Origin of the sequence: Bradyrhizobium diazoefficiens, from assembly GCF_016612535.1 — a bacterium.
Taxonomy (GTDB): Bacteria; Pseudomonadota; Alphaproteobacteria; order Rhizobiales; family Xanthobacteraceae; genus Bradyrhizobium; species Bradyrhizobium diazoefficiens_C.
Map to the genome: position 1 here is coordinate 1,095,289 of NZ_JAENXS010000002.1, position 16,973 is coordinate 1,112,261.

The 16,973-nt window shown below is 63.8% G+C and carries 13 protein-coding genes; 5 read left to right on the plus strand and 8 right to left on the minus strand.

Translation table 11 applies throughout. The features are described 5' to 3' along the window. Positions 1-105: 105 nt before the first annotated feature. Positions 106-1,401, plus strand: coding sequence for an MFS transporter (locus JJE66_RS22120; RefSeq protein ID WP_200516610.1), 1,296 nt, complete (start codon positions 106-108; stop codon positions 1,399-1,401). On the opposite strand, the gene JJE66_RS22125 is transcribed toward JJE66_RS22120, so the two are convergent. The 3 genes from JJE66_RS22125 to JJE66_RS22135 form a co-directional block, all read right to left on the minus strand. After that, positions 1,398-2,777, minus strand: coding sequence for a carbohydrate porin (locus tag JJE66_RS22125; RefSeq protein WP_409362839.1), 1,380 nt, complete (start codon positions 2,775-2,777; stop codon positions 1,398-1,400). The two genes, JJE66_RS22120 and JJE66_RS22125, sit on opposite strands and share 4 nt — an antisense overlap. 43 nt (positions 2,778-2,820) lie before the next feature. Then, complete coding sequence (locus tag JJE66_RS22130) at positions 2,821-3,840, minus strand: transporter (RefSeq protein WP_200516612.1); 1,020 nt, start codon at positions 3,838-3,840, stop codon at positions 2,821-2,823. 124 nt (positions 3,841-3,964) lie between these two features. Further along, on the minus strand, positions 3,965-4,747 hold the full coding sequence (locus JJE66_RS22135; protein WP_200516613.1) for an acetoacetate decarboxylase: 783 nt from the start codon (positions 4,745-4,747) through the stop codon (positions 3,965-3,967). A 226-nt stretch (positions 4,748-4,973) separates the two neighbouring features. Between JJE66_RS22135 and JJE66_RS22140 the strand changes: the two genes are divergently transcribed. Further along, entirely contained in the window at positions 4,974-6,149 is a 1,176-nt protein-coding gene (locus tag JJE66_RS22140; RefSeq protein ID WP_200516614.1) for a patatin-like phospholipase family protein, read from the plus strand. Between the two features lie 914 nt (positions 6,150-7,063). Here the strand turns inward: JJE66_RS22140 and JJE66_RS22145 are convergent. After that, complete coding sequence (locus JJE66_RS22145) at positions 7,064-7,558, minus strand: hypothetical protein (RefSeq protein ID WP_200516615.1); 495 nt, start codon at positions 7,556-7,558, stop codon at positions 7,064-7,066. Between the two features lie 202 nt (positions 7,559-7,760). Here JJE66_RS22145 and JJE66_RS22150 point away from each other — a divergent pair, with 202 nt between their 5' ends. Further along, entirely contained in the window at positions 7,761-9,236 is a 1,476-nt protein-coding gene (locus tag JJE66_RS22150; protein ID WP_200516616.1) for an FAD-binding oxidoreductase, read from the plus strand. Between the two features lie 27 nt (positions 9,237-9,263). Here the strand turns inward: JJE66_RS22150 and JJE66_RS22155 are convergent, their stop codons facing one another. From JJE66_RS22155 to JJE66_RS22170, 4 genes are all read right to left on the minus strand, one after another. Further along, the gene (locus tag JJE66_RS22155) at positions 9,264-9,800 is read right to left on the minus strand and encodes a hypothetical protein (protein WP_200516617.1); all 537 of its coding nucleotides are present in this window, start codon (positions 9,798-9,800) and stop codon (positions 9,264-9,266) included. A 241-nt stretch (positions 9,801-10,041) separates the two neighbouring features. After that, positions 10,042-12,525 carry a hypothetical protein gene (locus JJE66_RS22160; protein ID WP_200516618.1) on the minus strand — a complete coding sequence of 828 codons (2,484 nt, stop codon included), beginning with the start codon at positions 12,523-12,525 and terminating at the stop codon, positions 10,042-10,044. 340 nt (positions 12,526-12,865) lie between these two features. Then, the gene (locus JJE66_RS22165; RefSeq protein WP_200516619.1) at positions 12,866-14,425 is read right to left on the minus strand and encodes an acyl-CoA carboxylase subunit beta; all 1,560 of its coding nucleotides are present in this window, start codon (positions 14,423-14,425) and stop codon (positions 12,866-12,868) included. After that, positions 14,355-15,329 carry an IclR family transcriptional regulator gene (locus JJE66_RS22170; RefSeq protein ID WP_200516620.1) on the minus strand — a complete coding sequence of 325 codons (975 nt, stop codon included), beginning with the start codon at positions 15,327-15,329 and terminating at the stop codon, positions 14,355-14,357. The genes JJE66_RS22165 and JJE66_RS22170 overlap by 71 nt, the downstream gene beginning before the upstream one ends. Before the next feature lie 93 nt (positions 15,330-15,422). Here JJE66_RS22170 and JJE66_RS22175 point away from each other — a divergent pair, with 93 nt between their 5' ends. Together JJE66_RS22175 and JJE66_RS22180 are read left to right on the plus strand one after the other, a co-directional pair. After that, positions 15,423-15,644 carry an acetyl-CoA carboxylase biotin carboxyl carrier protein subunit gene (locus tag JJE66_RS22175; protein ID WP_200516621.1) on the plus strand — a complete coding sequence of 74 codons (222 nt, stop codon included), beginning with the start codon at positions 15,423-15,425 and terminating at the stop codon, positions 15,642-15,644. A gap of 146 nt (positions 15,645-15,790) precedes the next feature. Continuing rightward, positions 15,791-16,957: a TAXI family TRAP transporter solute-binding subunit gene (locus JJE66_RS22180; RefSeq protein ID WP_200516622.1), complete on the plus strand. Its 1,167-nt coding sequence runs from the start codon at positions 15,791-15,793 to the stop codon at positions 16,955-16,957. Positions 16,958-16,973: the final 16 nt, after the last annotated feature.

The following is a 16,973-nucleotide window of genomic DNA, read 5'->3' on the forward strand; positions in this document are numbered from 1 at the left end:
AAGTCCGAAAATGAGGGAAGTCTGGCATTTCAGCCTTCCCGCTTCCGTGCCAGACTGCAACAATGACGCGGATCTCCCAAATCCGCCAACCAATATTGAGGGGCGATGATCTCGAACTGGCTCGCGGCCGCGCTCGGCCGCCGCAATATCCACTACGGCTGGGTCATGGTCGGCGTGACTTTCTTCGCCGCGCTGATCAGCGCCGGCACGGTCGGCGCGCCCGGCGTCTTCATCATTCCGCTGCAGAAGGAGTTCGGCTGGAGCACGGCGGAGATCTCCTCCGCGCTCTCGATCCGCTTCATCCTGTTCGGGCTGATGGCACCGTTCGCAGCCGCGCTGCTGAACCGCTACGGCCTGCGCAACGTCACGCTGACGGCACAGCTCATCGTCGTCTCGGCACTGGTAGCGTCGCTCGGCATGACCCATGTCTGGCAACTCGTGGCGTTGTGGGGCGTCGTGATCGGCATCGGCACCGGCATGACCGCGCTGGTGCTGGGCGCCACCATCGCCACGCGCTGGTTCGCCGCAAGGCGTGGCCTCGTGATCGGCGTGCTGACCGCGAGCGTCGCCACCGGCCAGCTCGTGTTCCTGCCGCTCCTCGCAAGCCTGACCGAGCGCTTCGGCTGGCGACTGGCACTCGGCTTCGTCTGCATCATGCTTGGCGTTTCCGCAGCGGCGGTCTTGCTCGTCATGCGCGATCGCCCCAGCGACGTGGGCCTGCGCCCGTTCGGCGATGAAGGCACCGAGCCCCTGCCCGCCCCGCCGGTCAGCCACGGCTCGATCACGGCCGTTGCACTCGGCACGTTGCGCGACGCATCGAAATCGCGCGCGTTCTGGATCCTGTTTGCGACCTTCTTCGTCTGCGGCGCCTCGACCAACGGCCTCGTCCAGGTGCACCTGATCCCGATGTGTCTGGATTTCGGCATCCCGCAGGTGCAGGCCGCGAGCCTGCTGGCGGCGATGGGCATCTTCGACTTCTTCGGCACCATCATGTCGGGCTGGCTGTCGGACCGTTATGACAATCGCTTCCTCCTGTTCTGGTATTACGGCCTGCGCGGGCTCTCGCTGATCTTCCTGCCCTTCAGCGATTTCTCGTTCTACGGCCTGTCGATCTTCGCGATGTTCTACGGCCTCGACTGGATCGCGACCGTGCCGCCGACGGTGCGGCTGACCGCGCAAAAATTCGGGCCCGAACGCGCCAATCTGGTGTTCGGCTGGATCTTTGCCGGCCATCAGCTTGGCGCCGGCGCTGCCGCCTTCGGCGCCGGCCTGTCGCGGACGCTGCTGCAGAGTTACCTCCCCGCCTTCTTCATCGCCGGCGCGCTCTGCGTGTTGGCCTCGCTGATGGTGCTGGCGCTGTCGCGGCAGCCAAAGCCGCAAGCAAAGCCCGCGATGGCCTAATACTTGATCGTGGTGGTGACGCCGAACACCGCGGCGTCACCAATTTGCGACATCCCGGTCGGATCGTTCGGATTCGGGATGCCGCCGGAGGGACGAACCACGTACTGAAAGTAAGGCGCGATCAGCCAGCCCGGCTTGATGTGCGCCTCATAGATGATCTCGAGCAGGGCCTCGCTGCTGCGCACCGGGCTCTGGATGCCCCTGAAAAACTGCGAGTCGAGGTCGAGGCTTCGTGCGCCACCCGAAATCCGCATATAGGCCAATCCGATCCCGAACCGATCGAGCGGACGGCCGGGCGTAAAGCCGACAAAGCCTATGCCGCCGTCGAGATAGAGATCGATCAAATTGCGATCGGGCGGACTGTAGGCGATACGGCCGAATGCGGTGACGCCGGGGATCGAGGCCGACACGGTCTTGTCGGGCTCTGCCCCCGGCGGCCGCCAGAGGGTCTGCTCCACCACCGCGTAGATTCCATAATTGCCGTTAAGCTTTGCCGGAATGCCGGACCCGGTGGGATCTGCGAGCGAAACGCCTTGCGCAGTCAAGCGCTGACTGTCGAAGTCGCCGAAATGATACCAGCCGCCGGGCGTGAAGTTGCCGGCGAGCGAGCTTGCGCCGACATCGAGATGATAGTCGAAATGGATCTGCCCGATGACCCAGGCCGGGTCATTGACGCGAAAGGCGAGACCATGATTGTCGCGGGTCTGCGGATCGCCGGTGCCGGGCGCGGCCGCGCTGCCGTTGAATAGCGCGCCGAAGACGGTGACGTTGTCGGCAACTTGCGCCTTGACGCGAATGCCGGGCACCGCGATCGGCGGCGCCGGGCCGCCCGCCGGCAAATTGGTGGCCTTGATCGCGGGCCAGCCGAACGTGCCGTTGATGAAGAGGTCGTCGGTCTCGCTGTCGAAGAACTCGACGTCGGCGGCCTGCTGGCCGGCGCGGATGTTCAGGCGGTCGTTGAAAAGGCTCTGCTCGAAATAGGCGTTGTAGAGCCGCTGGTCGGGCAGCGCCTCGATCTCGCTGATGGTGGCGAGGTTCATGATGTAGTTTCGCGTCAGCCCGCGGCCGTAGATGATGTAGCCGTTGGCGTAGAATCGCCCGCCGGTCCATCCGACCAGCTTGTCGAGATCGGCGTCGATCGAGAGATCGAGACGGCCGAAATGGATCGCGCCGCGCCCGACCCCGCCCGACACGTTGCCGATGTTGTCGGCGATGTAGGTCGCACCGAAATTCAGGCCCTTGTTGGCGAGCCCGTCATGCCATTCGTTGAACCATTTTGGAAACAGCCAGTCGGCCGCGCTCTCGTCCTTGGCGCCGGCGAAAGCGCTGGTGCTGGCGAACAGCAGCGCCGCAATCACGGACGCACTTCGCAACACGGATATCTGGGTCCCACTCACAACGAATACCGGCTGACATGCGCTACTTTTTGAAGATACCGGTGCGCCGCATGAACAGATAAGCGAGGCCGATCGAGCTCGCCATCAGCGCCGCCGCCCAGAGGAACCCCTCGTCGACGTCGGTCAGCGGCAGGCCCTTGGTGTTCATGCCGAAGATGCCGGTGATCAGCGTCGGCGGCAGCAAGAGCGTGGTCACGATCGAGAGCGTGTGGAGGTGGCGATTGCTCTCCTCCTCGTTCTTGAAGCGCAGCTCCTCCTCGAGCAGGCGACTGCGCTCGCGCAGCTCGACGATGTCGTGGTCGAGCCCGTCCAGCCGCTGGGCGAGCTTGCCGGCTTGAATGCGCAAGCCCGGCGACAGATGGTCAGTGTTCTTCTGGTCGAGCCGATGGAACAGCACGCGCAGGCCGGTGAGCTGGCGGTGCAGCCTGACGCAGGTCCGGCGCAGCCGGCCGAGGGTGCGGCGCATCTCCGGCTTCGCATCGTCGGCGAGAATGCGTTCCTCGATGCCATCGATCTCCTGCCCGAGCTTGTCGGCCATCCTGTCGAGTGTGTCGGCGACCTCGTCGACGATCTTTTCCAGGAGATGGGCGACATTGTCGATGCGATAGCCGCTTTCGAGCACGCGCCGCGTCGCATCCGCCGAACACAGCGCCTGGTGACGGCCGGAAACCAGCAGATGCTCGGTCATGGCGAAGCGCAGGAACGCGGTGTCCTCGGTCGCGCTGTCGATCTCGCGGACGAGATCGGAGAACACGCCGTAGACGCAATGGTCGATGACGTGAAGCTGCTGGAACGTATCGTTCGACAGCAGCAATTCGCGCGCGAGCGGAGGCAGGCTGGAGGCCACAATCCACGGACGTACGCGCGCGTCGGTCAGGTTGAAATGCAGCCAGAGCCGGCCGTCATGGCTGAACTCGATCGGCTGGTCGATCGGCAGCGCCTCGGCGCTGCCGTCACCGTGCAGGCGAAACGCCCAGACCAGGCCGGGAATGGCGGGCACGGCATCCGATAACGCGCTGACAAGCTTTGCCGGCTCAGCCATGCTGATCCCCCACGTCCAAGCAGCCCATGTCCGGGGGGCTGTTCGCAGCCTCCTCCGGATCCTCGGGGTACTCAATTACGCCAGTGTTACAGTTTGATGATGCAGGGCGACGAAGCTGATCGCCCTACTCCGCAGCCAGCCCCGTCACAGCCGCCGCCTCGGCCTCTTTGACGTAGTCGTGCACCACGCGGCCGAACGGCAGCGTCAAATCGGCGATGTAGTGATGCGCGCCGATGCAGCGGTGAACCGGGAAATCCGCAACCGGCGCATTGACATGCGGCACCAGATGCAGCCGGCCGGGCCCCATCCAGGAGCCCTTCGGCACGATGTCGATGAGGTTGATCGCGACGAGCTGGCAGACCTCGAGTTGGCCGTCGACGCCGGGGATCATCTTCAGATTAATTTGCGTCTTCGACAGCGTGGCGCGGGTGAGATCGCCGTTGCCGGCCATGCTCTCGTGCTTGTAGCCCATGGTGCCCATGGCGACGAGCTGGCCGGCATATTCTAGCGTGCCCGTCAGCGTGTCCTTGACGATCTCGAGTTTTGGATGGGCGTATTTCTTGGGAAAGCCCCAGATTTCGCGGCCGGCCGCGATCGGCGGATCGTCGTCGAGATACATCTGCGAGACGAAGTTGACCTCCTCGCCGTGCAGCCGCGCCGGGATCACGAGGCCGGACTCGGTGTAGCTGCCGAAGCCCGAGGAGTCCGGCATCTTGATCCATTCATAATGCACGATCGGCTGGTCGATCGGCTCCAGCGGTTCAGGCAGGCCGGCGCGGATCAGATCCGGATCGGTCTCGTAGGTGATGACGAGGAATTCGCGGTTGACGAAGCGGTAGGGTCCGGCCGGATAGCTCGGGCCGGCTGCCGGCATGGACGGAAGTCTCAGCAAATCTTCCCTGCGCATCGCGGATCTCCTGTGTGATGTCTGTGATGTCGGCCCGGCAGCATCTCGCCCGATGCAAATTGCTAGCCGCCCTCATTGACTGCGATGTGAAGGATTTCCGTCAGCCGCGCGACCTGCCGCCATTCCCGCTGCGGTTGACGTGCACGCGGACGATGCATCGGCGCCGAATTTGTCATCACGCCGTCACCACCCGCCGCAATCGTCCAGGAAAGGCAGGAGGCTCGCCATGGACGCCCGCACGTCGCAACCAGCACATCAGACCCATCAACCGCCGTCGCGGGGCTGGCGACCCGAGCGCTGCGACCGCGTCGCGCTGGTGCTGCAGGGCGGCGGCGCACTCGGCGCCTACCAGGCCGGCGTCTACCAGGCGCTGCACGAGGCCGGCATCGAACCCGACTGGGTCTGCGGTGTCTCTATCGGCGCGATCAACTCGGCGATCATCGCCGGCAACAAGCCGGAGAAGCGGCTCGAGGCGTTGCGCGTGTTCTGGGAGCGCATCACCAACCGCAAGATCTGGCACTACACGCCGGATGGCGACATCTTCCGCCAGTGGCGCAACCTCACCAGCGCGTGGATGACGTCCGCGATGGGCCAGCCGGGCTTCTTCACTCCGCACCAGGTCAATCCCTGGCTCAGCCCTGTCGGCGCCAGGACCGCCACCAGCTATTACGATACGATGCCACTCAAGGAGAGCCTGGTGGAGCTGGTCGATTTCGACCTGATCAACGAGAAGAAGACCCGCTTCGCGGTCGGCGCCGTGAACGTGCTCTCGGGCAACTTCATCTATTTCGACAACGCCCATGACGAGATCGAGCCGGAGCACATCATGGCCTCCGGCGCCCTGCCCCCGGCGCTGCCGATGGTGCGGATCGGCACCGATCATTTCTGGGACGGCGGCATCGTCTCCAACACGCCGCTGCAGCATCTGCTCGACCAGGAGGACGCGCTCAATTCGCTGGTGTTCCAGGTCGACCTGTTCAGCGCCCGTGGCGTGCTGCCGCGCTCGATCCAGGACGTGATGGCCCGCCACAAGGACATCATGTATTCCTCGCGCACGCGCCACAACACCGACGTCTACCGCCGCACGCATAATCTCAAGGTGCTGCTCTACAAGGCACTGGCCAAGATCCCGGACGAGCAGCTCTCCGACGAGGATCGCAGCCTCAAGACCAGCCTGCGCAACATGCCGGAGATCGCGATCCTGCATCTGATCTACCAACAGAAAGCCTATGAGGGCGACGCCAAGGACCACGAATTCTCGGGCACCTCGATGCGCGAGCACTGGACCAGCGGCTACGAGGACACCAAGCGCACACTCAAGCGCCGCGACTGGATCAAGATGCCGGAGGAAGGCATGGGGCTCGTGGTGCACGACGTGCATCGGGAGACGGAGAGCGCGTAGCTCCTCGTCATTGCGAGCGCAGCAATCGAGTGCGACACGCGGCTGCATCCAAGCCGTCATTGCGAGCGCAGCGAAGCAATCCAGTCTCTCCGCTGCGGCAGTCTGGATTGCTTCGCTGCGCTCGCAATGACGGAGTGTGACGCATCGTCTCGATCTCCAGATCTCATCTGCCCCGCAGACACGCCTTCGCATTCTCGCGACCTGTTTCGCCCGAGCTTTGCTCTCATTTTTGCACCCTCTTGAAGCAAGGGCGCAGGGAAGGCCGGGCGCCGGCTGGCACCCGAAGTCCCGTGTGCAAAAAGACGCGCACGGGGTGGACGACAGGTGACGCCGGAACGCCCGGCCTTCCCTGCGCGAATGGTTTTACGGCTTATGTCGCGCTCTCCCCGGGGAGCGATGCACTATTGCCCCCGTCGCCCAGTGGATGGCTGATGTACGTGCCCGGTTGGACCACCCACATCACCACAAGACTTGACGCACAGACTCCGGGCGCCAGGACCACACGATTTTGCCGTCCGCGCACATCCCCGCCCCTTCTACGATGGCTCGCGTGCGCTCGCCATCGAAGCCGAACGAAGACGCTATCAGCGCCGTGTCGTGCCGCGCTCGCGCTGCTCACGGAACACCGTTGAAGGAGTCCCGCCCAACAGCTCGGAATGCGCGCCGACGCAGTCGCGGCCACCGCCTCCCTGCCCGCGTCTCGTGACGATCGCGAAACGCCCTTGCGGCGGGCGGGATGGGCGCAATATACGCTATATCCGAAATTCGGTAAATAGGAATGTTTTTGCGTGGAGGGATTGACAGGTGTTTCGCCCGGACGGGCGGCGGCACGTGACCACGGCCTCGTCGCACCGCCGACGGAGCGCGCCTCCTGCATCAGGATGTCCAGGCAATGTCAGCGAGAGAACGCACGGCTATCTCGCCTCCTTGTTCAATTCGATCGCGACCTCCGCCATCCAGGAGCCCGGCGCCTCCATCAGGAAGGATTGATGATTGCTCCTGGTCTGGATCGTCACCAGCGCCGCCACGGTGTTTCCTTCGATTCGCGCCTCGATCAAGCCGTCCTTGTTGGTGCCGTAGACCTTGCCGCCCTGGCGGTATTCGCTCTCGAACCAGTTGCCGGACAGCTCCGTCCCGCTTTGCTCGATGTTTGCGGACAGCACCATCTTGTAGGCATCGCTCGCGCAGCGCAGGTCAAGCGTCAACGACCGTCCAGGCCTGGTGACGTTGTAAGCCACCTTGCAGCGAACCTTCTCGCGCGGACCATCGGACGGCTTCATCGTGCCGATGCCCGACCATGCGCCTGAGAGATCGTCGAACACCGGCTCTGCGCGCGAGGGGAAGATGCCGGCGAGCACGAGACAGGCCGCACCGATGCCGATGCGCGCCGCCGAAAGCTTCAATGCCATTCTGCCAATCCTGATCCATTAAGTCTGGGCTCCTCCTAGGCCGAGACAGCCGCAAGATATTGGCGAAGATGTTGAGAGATGTTGCGGAACATTGTCCCGGTGTTGCCGATATTGCCGTTAGACTTCACGGCCCAAACATGGACAATACGGCCCAAGCGCTTCGCGCGCGCAGTGCACACCAAGATGCGCCAGGGGAAACAACATGCCGGCTGCCTTCCCGTCGTCCGCACCCATCATCCCGACCGTTCCATTGACCGCCGAGCTGCGCGATGCGTTGCGCGCGATCGTGGGCGAGAAAGGTCTTATCGAGGACGAGCACGGCAAGCAGCCGTTCGTGACGGACTGGCGCGGCCTACTGGTGGGCGGTGCCGGCGCCGTCGTTCGTCCCGGCAGCACCGAGGAAGTCGCGAAAGTGGTGCGGCTGTGCCATGAGGACGGCATCGCGATCGTGCCGCAGGGCGGCAACACCGGGCTGATGGGCGGGGCCACGCCCTGGCCCGCGCACACCGGCATCGTGCTGTCGCTAGGCCGCATGAACCGCGTGCTAGACGTCGATGCCGTCGGCTACGCGATGACGGTCGAGGCCGGCTGCGTGCTGCAAACGCTTCAGGAGACAGCGGCCGAACACGACAGGTTCCTGCCGCTCAGTCTGGGCGCCCAGGGCTCATGCATGATCGGCGGCAACCTCTCGACCAACGCCGGCGGCGTGCAGGTGCTGCGCTATGGCAATGCGCGCAATCTTGTCCTGGGGCTCGAGGTCGTGTTGCCCAACGGCGATGTCTGGAATGGACTGCGTGCGCTCAAGAAGGACAACACCGGCTACGATCTGAAGCACTTGTTCATGGGCGCCGAGGGCACACTGGGCATCATCACCAAGGCGGTGCTCAAGTTGTGGCCGGCGCCGAAGGACGTCTGCACGGCGTGGCTGGCTGTTCGCGATCCGCGCGCGGCGTTGGAGATCCTGTCCGAAGCGCATGCGGCATCCGAGGACAATGTCGGGTCCTGCGAACTGCTGAGCCGCGCGGCCGTCGACCTCGTGATGCGCCACATTCCCGGCGTCCAGGATCCGCTCAAGGCGGATACGCCTTGGTACCTGCTGCTTGAATGGTCGTCCTCGCGCCCACGGCAGGACGGGGCCGATGGCATGTCCGAGAAGATGGAGCAGTTTCTCAGCCATCAGCTCGAGGCCGGCCGCGTGCTCGACGCCGTGATCGCGCAGACCGTCAGTCAGTCGCGCAACATGTGGCGCATCCGGGAAGCCATGGCCGAGGCATCACGCGCCGAGGGACCTGGGCTCAGCTACGATGTGTCGGTGGCGATCTCCAGAATTCCCGAGTTCATCGACAAGGGCCTCAAAGCCGCCCTCGCCATTCTCCCGAGCATTCGCCCCTACCCGCTCGGGCATATCGGCGACGGCAATCTGCATTTTTCGTTCATGGGCCCGAAGGACATGGATCAGCAGACGCTGAACCAACACACCGCCGCCATCACCCGCGCCGTGAACGATCTCATCACCTCCATGGGCGGCTCGATCTCGGCGGAGCATGGCATCGGCATCGACAAGCTCGACGAGCTCAGCCACTACCGCTCCAAGACCGAGCTCGACATCATGCGCACTATCAAGCGCGCGCTCGATCCGCAGAACATCATGAATCCCGGCAAGGTGCTGCGGCTGTGATGCAGGCCGGTGACCCTCGCGATTGACTCAGCCGTGCGGGTTAACGACGGTGTAGCCCCGTAGCGAACGCGCGTGCATGCGCGTGGCATGACCGCCCGAATTGGCGTCATACGCCATCCACATGTCGCCGCCGAGGGGCTGCTCCAGCACGAAGACGTGCCCGTGCCGTGCCGCGACCATTCCCGGCGCCGGCGACGTCCGCGGAAAGCGCAGCCAGTTGGACGCGAGATTCAACTCCGGCACGACACGGCCGAACACGCGCAGAGCCGCGCCGCAACCGCAGAAGGACGAGGGACAACCGGCCGGACGGCCGCCAACGATTCGATCGCCGGAGGCACTCATGATCGTGGCGGTATTACTCGTATCGGTCGCCGTCATTTGCGTTGTGCGATAGGCTTGCAATGAGGGCCTCGGAGCCCGCTGGCGCCGCGCCTGCGAATACGAGAAGTCGCATGGCATGGTGACGTTGCATTCAGAGGCCTGCAACATGCGATAGGGCCGCGCTTCCGCGGCAAACGAACTGGCGGCAACGACGAGATACGCAGAAACAACTTGCCTGATCATGCAGGACTCCGAACTGGAGGATCCTGCCCCGGCGACGAGAAACCAATATCGGTTTGGCTGAAATGAGCCTGAAGAACGGCAGAAAATGGCTGGGTTTGCGTGGCGTTAACCTGGGTTAACTTGCCGGGGTTGAAGCAGGAGGGACATCGCAACCTGCACCGCGCGTGGTGGAGCGGTTGTGAATGAAGGGCTCGAACACCGCATGTGCCGCGAGTTCGAGCCCTCTCTGCCGCGTTGGTGCTTACAGACCGGCCAGCGACTGCGCCGCAGCGAGCAATTTGAGACCTTCCCCGATCAGCTGCACGGGGGGCCCATTGCGGCCGAAGCGGGCTTCGTCGTGCTCGCCGCGGCCTTCCCCGATCGGTTGCGGATCGAGCAGGTCCTTCATCTGCTGGGCAAGTGCATCGCGCTGCGTGGTCAACGCCTGGATCTTCTGCTCGACAGACAAGTAGGTCGCATCGTCGGCCTTGATTGCCGCCGTCGAGGCGACAATCAGCGCATGGGCGAACGCGCCGTAGGGTGCGTTGAGTTGCTTGTAGATGTCACCCAGTTTCGTAAACGGCTCGGCGTTCCCGCCCTTGGCCACCGACGGATGGAGGATCTGCGTGATCACGCGCCCGTCCGCCTGATAGTCCGGCCTCAGCCCGAGCAGTGTATTCACCGTCGGGACGATGTCGGTGTGATCGGTCCAGGTCGTGTTGTCGATCGCGCCGTTCCTCACGCCGGGGCCGGCCATTCCGAGCCAGGTCTGACCGATGTCATTCGAATAGTCGCCGTGGATCCAGGCAAAGGCGTCGTTTAGACAGCCCTGACTCTTTCCCGTGCAGGGGCTGACCGTCTGGAAGTAGTAGTCCGGCTTTGAGAACATCGTGAACGACATGGTCCGCTGCGGATCGGCGTTGATCATGTGCAGCGCCTTCAGCGTCGGCCCGTCCACGAGGTAGTTCGCGACCGGTGTCAGTTGCGTGGCGTCGACATAGGGATCGAACGCCTTCAGGCCCGCCGCTGCCTTCTCGAAGGCGCGCAGCACCGGGTTGACGACGACGTGCCCGCTGGCATCGAACGCCTGCGGCTGGCCGTAGATGTAGAAGCTCGGCGCCGAGTCAAACGAGATGTCGTAGCCGGTGCCCGAAATCGTGGTGCCGAGCAGCCATGTGATGTTGTAGCCGACTTCGCCGACAAGCGGTCCGTTGGCCGACGTCGGCGGCCATGTCGACGGGCCGGTCCAGGCCGAGACGGGCTGGCCGTTGTTGGTCAGGTCGAACCGGCCGTGGCGCGGGTTGCCGGAGGCTGCGTTGTAGATGCACGGGGTCGTCACGCCGTTGCAGTTTTGCGCCTGCTGGCCGGCGAAGTGGTCGTTCTCGTCTGCCGTGACGATAAACAACGTGTTGCTCTTGTTGATGCCGGCCGCGGCGAGCCGGTCGAAGAATTTCGCGAACGCGTCATCATAGGTCTTCAGCGCCGCGACATAGTCGGCCTCGCCGGGTCCATAGGCACCGCCGCCGGCGTGGTTATCGTGGAGGTCGGAGATGTAGGCGTAGGTGACCGGAATGCCGGCCTCCTGCATCTGGGCCACATAGCCCAGCGTGTTCGCCGCCGACATCCCGTCGAAGCCCGGGAAGCCCGGATGCCCGAACTGGTCGGTAATCGGTGCGCCATTGATGTCATTCACCGATGGCGAGCCATGGGTGATCACCGGGTTGACATACTTCGCTCCGAACAAAGCGCGGTAATTCTGGTACCCGCCCGGCTCATCCGGCAGCAGATCGGCCCGCGCGCTGGGAGTGTTCGCGCAGATGCTTGACCTGCCAGTAGTGCAGTGCACCGCAATGCCGACGAAGTCCGTCGTCGCCTTCGCCGCCGCGGCCGAGCCGAATGGCGCTTCCTGCGAGTCGAGCGCTTCGAGCCACTCAGAGGAGTTGGCGCCGAAGATCGTCGTGATGTCCCCGGTGCGGTCAATCGGATCCGCGGCAGGCTCCCAGACCGACACGCTCTGCGCATGATTCTTGGTCAGCGGGCTCGCCAAGACCGTGAAAAAACCGGAAAAATGGTCGATTTTGGCGGTTTCCTGATTGGCGCCCTGATCGATGACGATCGTGTCCCCGACGCTAAAGCCCTTGCTGCTGAACAGGTCGATCTGGGTATCGCCGGCCTTGGCTGCGGCAAAGAGATCGGTCGGACCGGCCTTGAACGCGCCGGCCACAGCGTTCTCGAGCACGGCATTCGCGGTCGGAACGTAGCCGACGTCGCAGCCGGCCCGGGTGTAGGTCACCCACGGGGCGGGCGTGTTCTTGCCACCGGTCGTGATCATGTTCGGGTGGGGATCGACCGGCGAGGCAACCGGGGCCGTCCAATATTTGAACGCCGACGTGAAGGTCGGAACGCCGGTGGCGGTGTTGTAATAATCGTAGGAGTTGGTGACCGTGAGCCCCATCCGGTCGGGATAGAGGCCGGTCAACGAGCTCGTGATGCCGGCGGTCGTATGCGAGATCAGCACGGTGTAGTGCTTGTTCAGGAGCGTGCCGTTGTCCTTCAGGAAATTGTAGAGGTGGGGCATCTGCTCCAGATCGGACGGAACGTTGGGATTGTCCCGCGCGAGGTGAACGTTGTCGAACTGGAGATAGATGACGTGCTTGACCTCGTGACCGGGCGATCCGAGCTCGCAGGATTTGCGCTCGTGCTCCTCGGCGCTCGCCGGCGTCAGCCAGAGCATCGTCGCGGCCATCGCCGCCACTCCGAATAGCCGATTGTGCAATGACGACGTGTGATTCAGAAATCTGTTCACCGTTTCCTCCGCATTAAAAACGAGGCCATAGGAAACCATCCCCTGACGCATGGACGTCAGAGGGTGTCGATACGGCCGATTAAGCTACGTGCTGAACTCTCGCGGAGACACAATAAGACACGCTATGTAACACTACGATAAATGATATGTGATGCGGAGCTGTCCGCGTTGAAGTTCCGCTCAACGGCCGACAAGCTGGATCGCCGACAGCGACTCTGTTGGGGAATATGTCGCCGCAAAGCGCTTCTTCGCACTGCGACGCCGCGACGACGGTCGCGCCTCAGGGCCTGATCGTCATGTTCTCCGGCGGCCCCGACTTCCGCAGCGGCTCGGCCAGCCGCGCGAATTCGCACAACAGCGACCGCGTCTTGCGGGGGTCGATGATCTCCTCGACCCAGAACTTTTCGGCCGAGCGAAACGGCGAGCGCAGCTTGTTGAGACGCTCCTGAATCTCGTTGAGCTTGGCGGCCTTGTCCTCGGCCGCATCGATGTCGGCGCGGTAGGCGGCTTCGATGCCGCCTTCGAGCGGCAGCGAGCCCCAATAGGCCGACGGCCAGGCGTAGCGGATCGAGAAGCGATCGGCCGGCTGATGCACCACGCCGGCGACACCGAAGGCGTTGCGCAGGATCACCGTGCACCAGGGCACCGTGGTCTGGTTGACCGCGGCCATCGCGCGGACGCCGTGACGGATGGTCCCCGCCTTCTCGGCATCGAGGCCGATCATGAAGCCGGGGCAGTCCATGAGATAGACGATCGGCAGATGGAAGGTCTCCGCGAAGTCGACCCAGCGAACCACCTTCTGGCAGGCATCCGCCGTCCAGGAGCCGCCATAGTGAAAGCTGTCGCTGGCGAGCACCATCACCGCCCTGCCCTCGAGCCGGGCGAGGCCAACGATGATCGGCTTGCCGAATTGGCTGGCGACCTCGAAGAACGAGCCCTTGTCGACGACCTGCTCGATGATCGGCCGCATCTTGTACACTTGCTTGCGGTTGCGCGGCACCGCGTTCATCAGCGCTTCTTCGGCCCGCTCCGGATTGTCGGCGCAGGGCACGGTCGGCGGCAGCCCGTCAACCGACGATGGCAAATAAGAGAGGAAGCGCCGCGCGCAGGCAAAGGCCTCCTCCTCGGTGTCGACGGCATGATCGACCGCACCGGCGCGGGTCTGGATGTCGGCGCCACCGAGCTCTTCCTTCGAAAGGTTCTGCCCCAGCGCCTTCACCACCGGTGGCCCTGCGACGAACATCGCGGATTTTTTGGTCATGATGGAATAGTGGCTGGCGGCAAGACGCGCGGCACCCAGGCCTGCGACCGAGCCAAGGCCGAGCGCGACCACGGGCACGCGAGACAGGTTTTCGATCGTGAAGCGATACCAGCGGGTGCCGCCGATGCCGCCCGGCAGATTCGCCGCGCCCTTGGTCTCGATGGTCTTGACCGAGCCGCCGCCGCCGGAGCCTTCGATGATGCGAACGATCGGCAGACGGAAGTCGTGTGCCATCTCCTCCGCCATCAAGGGTTTTGCCGAGATCGACGCATCGGCGGAGCCGCCGCGCACGGTGAAATCGTCGCCGACCACCACCACGGTGCGGCCGTCGACGCGCGCGCGGCCGAACACGCAGTTCGCCGGCGTCACGGTCTTCAGCTCGCCCTTGGCATCGTACTCACCGATGCCGGAGACGGCACCGATCTCGTGGAAGCTGCCCTTGTCGATCAGTCCTTCGATGCGCTCCCGAACAGTCAGCCGGCCCTGGTCATGCTGTCGCTTGACCTTGTCAACGCCGCCCATCTCCCGCGCGAAGGCTTCGCGCCGGGCGAGCTCGTCGAGTTCCGGCTTCCAGTTCATCCACTCCCTCCGAATTGATCGGCTTGTTATTGTTATGCACGGCCATTGCGACCGGTTTGCGCGAGATGCGGTTGTTGAAGACATCGCCTTCCGCGCCTTCGACCAGGCTGGCCAGCGACCGGCCCAGATCGAGCATCAGCGGCGCGACCTCAGCATGCAAACGCTGCTCGTCATACATCGACGACAGAAGGCCGATGGTGATGACCACGAAGGTCTGATATTGCGGTGACCAGATCGGCACCGCGAGCCCGTTGATGTGCGGGCTCCAGAGACCACAAGCCACGACATAGCCGCGCTCGCACAGCGACTGCCGGTTGGCCTCGATGCGGGGCTTCAGGATCTTTGCAGCCTCAGGGGCTTCCCGTTCCATGTCCGCGATGAAGGCGTCGCCGACCTCCGGCGCCAGCGCCGCGGTGTAGGCCGCGCCCGCGGCGGTCGAGGCCATCGAGATGCGGCTGCCGGTGCCCTCGTGCAGGCCGAGTGCGGCCGCCGAGCGCGCGAATTGCACGTAAACGAGATTGAAGCGATCCGGGACGACCAAGCCGACAGTACCCGGCAATTGCTCGGCGACTTCCTGGAGCCGCTGCCGGATCATGCTGCGCAGCTGCGCGCCCTTCATCATCGAGGCACTCATCGCCACCGCGCTGGGACCGATGCGATACTTCTGGTCGCGCGGCAGGTAAACGAGCTGGCCCATGCGCGTCAGCGTGTGCGTGAGCCGCGACACCGTCGAGCGCGGCAGACCGCAGCGATTTGAAATCTCGAGATTGCCGAGCCTGGCCTCGTGGCCCTCGAAGCATCGCAACACGTCGAACGCGCGCGACACCACCTGGATGACGTCACCCTCGCCGGCATCGCCAGCGAGCGCACCTTGTCTACTCAACCGCTCCGAACGTCGTCCCATGTTCCCTACCAGTTGTTCCGCTGTGCGGAATTAAATTCCACTTGCAGATGACGCTACCTCAGGCATTTTGCCATCACAACAAAAAGGGATGGCATGCCAGAAATTAAGATCGTCACGGAGATCGCCGGACGCATCTGCGCAACTCCCGTGCAAGTTGGAGTAACCGTGGCCGATGGCGATGAAATTGTGATCGTCGAAGCCATGAAGATGGAGATACCTGTGGCTTCGCCCGCGAGCGGCACGATCACGTCGCTTCTCGTCAAGATCGATGACGTCGTTGCCGAGGGGCAAGCGGTCGCAATCGTTGCGAACTGACTGCGTTATCGCCTCCGCGACAATCTGTCTGCCCCAGTGCGGCACGCGCGGTACGGCGTTGCCATCGCCTGATCGCGGTGACATGATCTGTTTCAAACAAAGAAAGAAAGTCTTCGCGGCAACAGCGAGGATAACGGGAGGGCAACATGTTTCGTGGGCTCATCATGCTCGCGCCTGCTTTGGTTGCGGGCATTTCTTTTGCGTCTACACGCTATGCAATCGCCGAAGACATCAAGCTGCCGGCGACATTGACCTTCACCGCCTATGACACCGGCACCGCCGGCTTCAACATCGCGGTCGGCGTCGGCAAGATGATGAAGGACAAATACAACACCGACGTGCGCGTGCTGCCGGCCGGCAACGACGTCGCCCGTCTCGCGCCGCTGCGCGCCAAGCGTGCGGCCTCGTCCGCAATGGGATCGGGCTCCTATTTCGCGCAGGAAGGCGTGTTCGAGTTCGGCTCAAGGGAATGGGGGCCGCAGCCGCTCCAGCTGATGCTCTCCAGCGTCGACTGCAATTGCGGCTCGCTCGGTGTTGCTGCAGATGCCGGCGTGAAGGAACTGAAAGACCTCAAGGGCAAGCGCGTCGGCTTCGTGGTCGGCTCACCCGCGCTGAACCAGAATTCGCTCGCGGTGCTGGCCTTCGCCGGGTTGACGCAGAAGGACGTCAAGATCGTCGAATTCGCAAGCTACGGCGCGATGTGGAAAGGGTTGATTAACAACGACACCGACGCCGCCTTTGGCACCACCATCACCGGTCCCGCCAAGGAAGCCGAGACCTCGCCGCGCGGCCTGGTCTGGCCGCCGCTGCCGGCCAAGGACAAGGAGGGCTGGGCGCGGATGCTGAAGGTCGGCACGTTCTTCTTCCCGCAGCTTGCGACCTGCGGCGCCGGCATTTCGCCGGACAAGCCGATCGAGCTTGGCAACTACCCCTACCCGATCTTCGTGGTTTACGCCTCGCAACCTGCCGATCAGGTCTATGCGATGACCAAGGCGATGATCGTGAACTACGATGCCTACAAGGATTCCGCGCCCGGCGCCGGCGGGCTGGCCGCCGACCGCCAGACCAAGAACTGGGTGGTGCCGGTGCATCCCGGCGCAGTGAAGGCGCTGAAGGAGGCCGGGCAATGGAGCGACGCGCAGGAGGCGTACAACACCAAGCTGATCAAGCGCCAGGAGGTGCTTGGCGCGGCATGGGCCGAGTACGGCAAATCCAGTCCGCCGTCGGATGACAAGGCGTTCCTCGAGGGCTGGATGAAGGCCCGCGCAGCGGCACTTGCGAAAGCCGAGATGCCGAACGGATTCGAGGAGTAGTCGCGAAGAGTTCATA